Annotated in this window: 2 protein-coding genes and 1 pseudogene; 2 read left to right on the top strand and 1 reads right to left on the bottom strand. The window is 68.0% G+C overall.

Translation table 11 applies throughout. The annotated features are described in order from the left end of the window. The coding region (locus VD972_RS17715) for a helix-hairpin-helix domain-containing protein (RefSeq protein ID WP_324988543.1) at positions 1-1,346 on the top strand (1,346 nt) is incomplete at its 5' end. Between the two features lie 30 nt (positions 1,347-1,376). On the opposite strand, the gene VD972_RS17710 is transcribed toward VD972_RS17715, so the two are convergent. Then, positions 1,377-2,555: a hypothetical protein gene (locus VD972_RS17710; protein ID WP_324988542.1), complete on the bottom strand. Its 1,179-nt coding sequence runs from the start codon at positions 2,553-2,555 to the stop codon at positions 1,377-1,379. 92 nt (positions 2,556-2,647) lie between these two features. Between VD972_RS17710 and VD972_RS17705 the strand changes: the two are divergent. Continuing rightward, positions 2,648-2,813, top strand: a pseudogene (locus tag VD972_RS17705) (glutathione transferase GstA); the annotation flags it as partial.

Raw genomic sequence — 2,813 nt, 5'->3', positions numbered from 1 at the left:
TGCGCACCGGCGTGAAGATGGTGATGCTGGATGCCACCGGCAGCGTGGCGGAGACGGCCACCCTCTACACCGAGCGCTCCCCGGATGAGCGCGCCCGCGCGGCCCGGCAGCTCGCCGCCGTGGTGCAGAAGCACAAGCCCGAGCTGATCGCCGTGGGCAACGGCACCGGCAGCCGCGAGGCGGAGGGCTTCGTGCGAGAGGTGCTCGAGAAGCTCGGGACGAAGCTCCTCGTCGTCTCCGTCAGCGAGCAGGGGGCCTCCATCTACTCAGCCTCCGAGGTGGCGCGCGAGGAGTTCCCCGAGCTGGACGTGTCCCTGCGCGGCGCGGTGTCCATCGGCCGCCGCCTGCAGGATCCCCTGGCGGAGCTGGTGAAGCTCGATCCCAAGAGCATTGGCGTGGGCCAGTACCAGCACGATGTGGATCAAGGGCTGCTCAAGAAGAAGCTGGGTGAGGTGGTGGACTCCTGCGTGAACGCGGTGGGCGTGGACGTGAACACCGCTTCGCCGCAGCTGCTCGAGCATGTGTCCGGCGTGGGGCCCTCGCTGGCGAAGAAGCTGGTGGCCCACCGGAGCAAGAAGGGCGCCTTCTCCACGCGGCGCGAGCTGCTCAAGGTGAGCGGTCTGGGGGCCAAGACGTTCGAGCAGGCCGCGGGCTTCCTGCGAGTCCGGGGCCCGGAGCCGCTGGACGCGAGCGCCGTCCACCCCGAGCGCTACTCCGTCGTCGAGCGCATGGCGAAGGATCTGGGCGTGGAGGTGGGCGCGCTGGTGGGCAACGCGGCGCTGGTGCGGAAGATCGATCCGAAGCGCTACCTCGGGCCGGATCTGGGGGAGATGACGCTCCAGGACATCCTCTCCGAGCTGGAGAAGCCGAGCCGAGATCCGCGCGGGGACTTCTCCGCGCCCTCACAGCGCGAGGATCTGAAGACGCTGGAGGACGTGAAGGAGGGCATGGTGCTCCAGGGCGTGGTGACCAACGTCACCGCGTTCGGCGCCTTCGTGGACGTGGGCGTGCACCAGGATGGGCTCGTCCACGTGTCCCAGCTCTCCACGCGCTTCGTGAAGGATCCCTCCGAGGTGGTGAAGGTGGGCGACCGGCTCACGGTGAAGGTCCTCTCCGTGGACTTGGCGCGCAAGCGGCTGGGGCTCTCGGTGCGCGCGGTGCAAGAGGGTGGGGCGCCACAGCCGTCCTCAGGCCGGCCCCCCGCGGGGAATGCGGGGCGCATGACGGCGGGGCCCTCGGGTGGGAAGGGGACAGCTCCGGGCAATGCTCCCGGTGGCAAGCCGTCCTCGGCGGAGAAGAAGGGCCCCGAGCCCTTCAACAACCCGTTCCGCAACATCAAGCGCTGACTCGGGGAGGCGCTGCTCCCCGTCAGGAGCTCAGGGCTTCGGTTTCTGGAAGCTGCCGGAGTCGAGCTCGGCCTGGAAGGCCTTCAGCTGCTTGAGGCCCGGCGCACCGACAGCGAGCACGATTCCCAGGATGTGCGAGCCGACAAAGGCAGTCGGCAGATTGTCAGGCCACTCGATCTGGCCCTGGAGGATCTTGTCGGGGTGCTCTTCCAGCACCGTCATTCCCCGCTCCCAGAGCGTCTGCGAGAATGAGGTGGCGCAGGGACGCTCCGCGAACTCCGTGGCGAACGCCTCGTAGATCTCGCGGTACTTGTCCTTGGCCAGCGGCTGCAGGTACGTCGCGTAGGAGGAGGCCTCCGCGAGCGCGGAGCAGCGCGTCACCACCGGCTCGCCACAGCTGCGGGCCTGTCTCGCCACCTCCAAGGGAGCGGAGAGCTGCGAGAAGGCAGGGCCCGACATGATGAGGGCGCGCATCCGCGCCACCTGCTCGAGACTCATGGGATGCCAGTCCGCCGGCGGGGCTTGCATCGAGTCGTAGGCCTGACGCTCGGCCTGGAGCAGCACCGCGGCGATGGCGCCGCCCAGGAGCATGTCCGTGCGGTAGGCCAGCCAGGCCAGGTGGCGCACGTCCTTGGCCGCCTCGACGGGCTTCCCCGTCCTCAGCCCGTGCAGCAGCCGGAACTTGGCCCAGAGCTGCAGCGGGATGAAGTTGGGGATGGGCAGGGTGGCCCAGTTGATACGCTGCGCCAACGGGATGGGGGAGTTCTGCAGGATGTCCCAGCGGTCATAGGCGTAGAGCCGGCCCATCCAGCTGAAGTCGAGCGTGGAGACGTCGAGGTCCGAGGTGAGCCAGTCCTTGAAGGCCGGGCCGGTCTGCGGCAGGTGCGCGGGGATGACCAGCGGCGAGTCCTGGGGCTGCTTCGGGCTCGGATCCCACGGCAGCCATGCGTTCAGGAGCGGCCCCGCGTCGCCTTCGGTGCGCGGCTCGTGGAACCACGGATCCGCGGCCAGCTTCACCTGCTGCTCGCAGAAGAAGCCGACCTTGTCCGTGACGTCCTTCCGGAACGTGCCCAGGGTGGGCTCGTACTTCTGGCGGAGGAAATAGTCGAATCCCGTGAGCGCACCGATACCCAGGAGCAGCACGATGCTCACGGCCCACACCATGATGCGCAGGACACTACCTCGGGACGAATGACGGATCGGGGACATGCCGGATCTCCGAGTGCGGTTTTACTGCACTTCGACGCGCCCGTTCTTATAGAGAGGCCCCCCATCCACCCTTCTACTAGGAGGTTTTCGCCATGAAGCTCTACTACTCCCCTGGTGCGTGCTCGATGAACCCGCACATCCTGCTGCGAGAGGCAGGCCTGAAGTTCGAGCTCGAGCGGGTCGACATCGGCACGCACAAGACCGAAAAGGGCGCGGACTTCTACGCCATCAACCCGAAGGGCTACGTGCCGGCGCTGG

This window comes from Hyalangium sp., from assembly GCF_035629615.1.
Taxonomy (GTDB): Bacteria; Myxococcota; Myxococcia; order Myxococcales; family Myxococcaceae; genus Hyalangium.
Note: the sequence above shows the minus strand (reverse complement) of the source record. Positions and strands in the feature narration are given on the sequence as shown.

What these genes read in the sequence shown, in the direction of transcription:
- VD972_RS17710 (WP_324988542.1), bottom strand. Translation starts at nt 2,555, where the DNA reads ATGTCCCCGATCCGTCATTCGTCCCGAGGTAGTGTCCTGCGCATCATG.